The organism is Yokenella regensburgei (genome assembly GCF_051486985.1).
In the GTDB taxonomy this organism is placed as follows: Bacteria; Pseudomonadota; Gammaproteobacteria; order Enterobacterales; family Enterobacteriaceae; genus CBFFRJ01.
Window position 1 is genome coordinate 1 of the sequence record NZ_JAHVDV010000077.1, and the last position, 4,851, is coordinate 4,851.

Consider the following 4,851-nt stretch of genomic DNA (forward strand, 5'->3'; position numbering starts at 1 on the left):
GTGGTCAGCGCCACCTTTGAGGCCGAAGTTTTTGTCGTAGAACTCAGGGCTGAGGCTGAAGCCACTATCGGTGCAGCAGCAGGCTTTGCTCTGGATGAGCATGATAATGGCCTGGATCTGGTTGCATACCATGACGGAATTAAGGGGACATTTAAGTTTACTGCTGATATAGTTTATAAAAATGGTAGTAATACTAAAGATGAATCACCACCTGAAACAAATAATTATGCTGAGGAAGAGTGGCAATTATCTTCGTCTTTAAAAACTGAAGACTCAACTTTACGTATTAATTTATATGGAAAAGCACGTATTATCCCTCGCCCTGCCATTACTCCTCCTGCTCATTATGAACCGTGGGCAATGGGTTCCAACCCGAGTTGGAATACAAATTAAGAGAACAAAACGGGATATAATGAAACCCCACAAGATTAAGAGAAAATTATGAAATTGAGATATATCATTTCAGCAATAATATTAATAGGAGTCATTATGACATTGACAGTATTCGCCAATGGAAAACCCAATAAAGTGCGCAGTCTTTTTAATATCCAGCAGGCTTATTGCGCCATTAAGACCAATGGCGTTACCGGATATCATAATCGTGATTCTGCCTGGCGTGGACGAGGTGGTGGAATTTCCAGTACCAACGCTTTAATGTTGATGGAAAACGGTGAGAATGAAATCAGCCTGGAGATTGGCGCACTAGGCTGGTTTTCTAATAAGCAACTATCCCCGGAAGAGAGAGGACATTTCGAACCACAGTCAGCCTGTAGTCTGGAACTGGTGCGTTATAATGGACAGGAAAAGCAAACACTTTCATCAATAAAAGTGACCATTAGCCTGCAAGGACTACCTGAGGCATTGCCTGACATCACGCATCCCATTACCCGGACCAAAGTTCTGGCGGAGCAGGTCATACCTGGACATATCGATCCCGATTATTTTGATAAGAACTATTTTCCACAAGGAATGGAACTCTATCAATTTACGCAAAAAGTGACGGTGAGTGGCATCCCGGAATGGGCATGGGTCAAAGCTGAACCGTTCACAGGCAGCAGGGAGCAGATTCAAAAGCTACGGGCGGCCTACAGTGAGATGGCGGAAATTATCAACAGCCGGGATCGAAATCGCTTGAAAATATACGACAAAACAGCACTGGAGGCATGGTCCAGAACAACCGGTGACAGCGAAGATGAAATATTATTATCTCAATATACAAAGAATGAGTTGGAAGAAGGGCAAGCGATGATACTTCCAATCAAATGGGAAAATTATAACATCAGGGTTATGAATAAAGGACGAATGGTGCAATTGTACAATAAGTCAGAACTTAATTACTCTCCATTAACATATAAATATATAGACAAAAAAGGAAAAGATTTCATGGGTTTTTACGCTCCCGTATTCTCACTCATTGATGGCAAGTTCATTCCTGTTATCTGACATAACCAATGTTATTAAGGTATTACATCAACATTGGAATTGTATTTGCAGCACTCCCTCTAATTGAGGAGAAGTAAAACAATGATAATAATGTATGTTATACCGGAGTGACACGGATTCGAGAAAGAATATGAAACTAGAATACATGTCCTCAGCAATGATATTAACAGGGGGAATTATGTCATTAGCAATACTTTCAAACAATGAACCACATAAAATACGAGGTCTATTTAATATCCAGCAGGCTTATTGCGCCATTAAGACTAATGACGTTACCGGGTTCAGCAACCGTAAGTCTGCATGGAGAGGGCAAGGGGGAGGCATTTCCAGCACCAATGCAATGATGCTGATGGAGAACGGCGAGAATGAAATTAGCCTGGAGATTGGCGCACTAGGCTGGTTTTCTGATGAGCAACTATCACAGGAAGAGAGAGGTCATTTCGATCCACATTCAGCCTGTAGTCTGGAACTGGTGCGTTTTAACGGACAGGAAAAACAAACGCTTTCATCAATAAAAGTGACCATCAACACACAAGGTTTACCGGAAGCACAGCCTGACAGTTCACGTACTATCACTCGGGAAAAAGTTCTGGCAGAGCACTACAGTGAGATGGCGATAATTATTAACAGCCGGGATCGAAACCGTCTTAAAGCATATGACAAGACAGCGCTGATAGCATGGTCTGCAACAACCGGTGACAGTGAAGATGAAATACTATTATCGCAGTATAATAAAGATAAACTTGAAGGTGGAGAAGCTAAGATTCTTCCCATTAAATGGGAGGATTATGAAGTACGGATTATGAACAAAGGACGTATGGTACAATTCTATAATAAATCAAAACCTAATTATTCACCCCTTACATATAAGTATATCGATGAGGACGGGGATGAAGCCATGAACTATTATGCACCGATTTTCTCACTAATTGATGGTAAGTTCATTCCTGTTATCTAAAATAACAAATACGGTTACGGTATTATATCAATACTGAAAAGGTATTTACTGCACTCCCTCTAATTTTTTTTGGGGGGGGGGTAAACAATGATAATAATACACGGCATGCTGGAATGACACAAATCCGAAAAAGCATATGAAACTAAAATATATCACCCCAGCAATGATACTAGCAGGAGGTATTATGTCGTTAGCAGTATATTCAAGTAATGAGCCACATAAAATATGAAGTCTATTTAATATCCAGCAAGCCTACTGTGCAATCAAAACTAATGATGTCATCGGTTTTGACAACCGCAAATCTGCATGGCGGGGACGAGGAGGTGGGATTTCCAGCACCAACGCTTTAATGCTGATGGAAAACGGTGAGAATGAAATCAGCCTGGAGATTGGCGCTCTGGGTTGGTTTTCTGATAAGTCATTAGCTACAGAAGAGAGAGATCATTTCGAACCACAGTCAGCCTGTAGTCTGGAACTGGTGCGTTTTAACGGACAGGAAAAACAAACGCTTTCATCAATAAAAGTGACCATCAACACACAAGGTTTACCGGAAGCACAGCCTGACAGTTCACGTACTATCACTCGGGAAAAAGTTCTGGCAGAGCAAACCGTTCACAGGCAGCAGGGAGCAGGGAGCAGATTCAAAAGTTACGGACTGCTTACAGTGAGATGGCGACTATTATCAATAGCCGGGATCGAAATCGCTTGAAAATATACGGCAAGACAGCATTGGAGGCATGGTCCAGAACAACCGGTGACAGCGAAGATGAGATATTTTTATCACAGTTTGCAAAAGATGGCTTAGAGGGTGGAAGAGCAACGCTGCTTCCTATTAAGTGGAGGACTACGATATTCGAGTCATGAATAAGGGGCGCATGGTTCGAATGTATAATAAATCGAAACCGACCTATTCTCCACTGACATATAAATATACGGATAAAGATGGCAAGGAGTTTATGGGTTTTTATGCACATGTCTTTTTATTAATTGATGGGGAGTTTATCCCTGTAATATAACACGCAATGTCAGATTTTATATTTAAAGGCCGATAGCAAAAGAGTCATATATCCTTTCAAGATTTTTATTTTTTTTGGCTATCTCGCTATCATCAATCATGATGGTATTCACTATATCTACTAACCACTTCCCCCAGGAACTGCACTGCCTGCTGGATATTCAACAGGCTTATTGCGCCACTAAGATTTATGACATTATTGTCTTCAGAACCCCATAATCCCGCATTGGGTGGTCAATCAGAAAACGATCATTAGGAGTAAAATTTGCTAAACACCTTTAAGTGAAATGGCCACGAAAAGATCACTGGGATTGATTAAAAAAAAACAGTATCGACTAATAACACTTACTGGAGAAAAATATGCCACTGGCTGCAAAAATTTTAGACAAAGGTACTCAGCATGATGGTTATCGTGAAACTGTCATTACTGCCGGTTCAGGCAGCGTATTTATCGATGGTCTCCCTGCAGCCCGAAAAGGAGATCCACTCGAACCCCATGCCAAACCCAAACACCCTCCCCATCCAAGAAAAATAGCCAGTGGTTCTGGTACGGTTTTTATTGATGGTCTGCCCGCGGCCAGAACGGGTGATGCTGTTAACTGCGGCGGTGTGATTATCGGCAGCGGTACAGTCACTATTGGTTAACTTTCTTAGTCCAGAACTTGTGATGCGACTAAATGTTTACCCGGCGGGCATACGGCCGCGTGCGGGTGCGTTTTCACCCGGACCGCACCACGGACGTGAAGGTGGACCACACCGAGACCATTGGTCATAACCAGCGGATTAGCGTCGGGCAGAATCAGGTCCAGGCTATAGGGCTTAATCAGCAGGAAACTGTCGGTCTTAACCAGTCCATTACCGTCGGGCTGAACCAGGCAGAAACCGTTGGCGTCATACGCGCCCTGTCGGTGGGTATGGCCTTCCAGACCACAGTCGGGGGCGTGATGAACACATCCGTTGCCCTGCTGCAGTCCTCACAGGTAGGCATACATAAATCCCTGCTTGTCGGCAAAGGGTATGACGTCAGCCTGGGAGAAAACGTCACCTTTACGGTGGGTAAAAGCAAAACCGAAGCCACCGGTAAGGTGGCCGTCTATTCCGCAGGTGAACATCTCGAACTGCACTGCGGTCAGGCCCGGCTGGTGCTCACCCGTGCCTACAGCAGTTATCAGACCCGAACCCCTGCGCCAGTCAGTCTCTTTGGCCCCGGCTGGAAAGCCCCGTTCGATATCCGCCTGCAGTTGCATGATGATGCACTGATCCTTAATGACAACGGCGGCAGAAGTCTTCACTTTGACCCGCTGATGCCCGGCGAGACCGCCTTCAGCCGCAGCGAATCCCTGTGGCTCGCCCGTGGCGGGGCGCTGAAACTGCACGAGAGCAACGTGCTGCATGTGCTCTGGCAGACCCTGCCGGAAGCCCTGCGGATAAGCCC

General features: G+C 44.4%; 5 protein-coding genes and 1 pseudogene. All 6 read left to right on the plus strand.

Going from position 1 to position 4,851, the window contains the following annotated elements; all coding sequences use genetic code 11:
- Positions 1-393: pseudogene (locus tag KXR87_RS23425) on the plus strand (hypothetical protein); the annotation flags it as partial.
- A gap of 96 nt (positions 394-489) precedes the next feature.
- Positions 490-1,443 carry a hypothetical protein gene (locus KXR87_RS23430; RefSeq protein ID WP_437434569.1) on the plus strand — a complete coding sequence of 318 codons (954 nt, stop codon included), beginning with the start codon at positions 490-492 and terminating at the stop codon, positions 1,441-1,443.
- Between the two features lie 178 nt (positions 1,444-1,621).
- On the plus strand, positions 1,622-2,401 hold the full coding sequence (locus KXR87_RS23435; protein WP_437434570.1) for a hypothetical protein: 780 nt from the start codon (positions 1,622-1,624) through the stop codon (positions 2,399-2,401).
- A gap of 349 nt (positions 2,402-2,750) precedes the next feature.
- Positions 2,751-3,110, plus strand: coding sequence for a hypothetical protein (locus KXR87_RS23440; RefSeq protein ID WP_437434571.1), 360 nt, complete (start codon positions 2,751-2,753; stop codon positions 3,108-3,110).
- Between the two features lie 666 nt (positions 3,111-3,776).
- Positions 3,777-4,061, plus strand: coding sequence for a type VI secretion system PAAR protein (locus KXR87_RS23445; RefSeq protein ID WP_437434572.1), 285 nt, complete (start codon positions 3,777-3,779; stop codon positions 4,059-4,061).
- A gap of 32 nt (positions 4,062-4,093) precedes the next feature.
- The coding region (locus KXR87_RS23450) for a bacteriophage T4 gp5 trimerisation domain-containing protein (RefSeq protein WP_437434573.1) at positions 4,094-4,851 on the plus strand (758 nt) is incomplete at its 3' end.

Bases quoted from the DNA above. Each gene is read 5' to 3' on its own strand.
- KXR87_RS23430 (WP_437434569.1), top strand. From the start codon at position 490: ATGACATTGACAGTATTCGCCAATGGAAAACCCAATAAAGTGCGCAGT.
- KXR87_RS23440 (WP_437434571.1), top strand. From the start codon at position 2,751: ATGCTGATGGAAAACGGTGAGAATGAAATCAGCCTGGAGATTGGCGCT.
- KXR87_RS23445 (WP_437434572.1), top strand. From the start codon at position 3,777: ATGCCACTGGCTGCAAAAATTTTAGACAAAGGTACTCAGCATGATGGT.
- KXR87_RS23435 (WP_437434570.1), top strand. From the start codon at position 1,622: ATGTCATTAGCAATACTTTCAAACAATGAACCACATAAAATACGAGGT.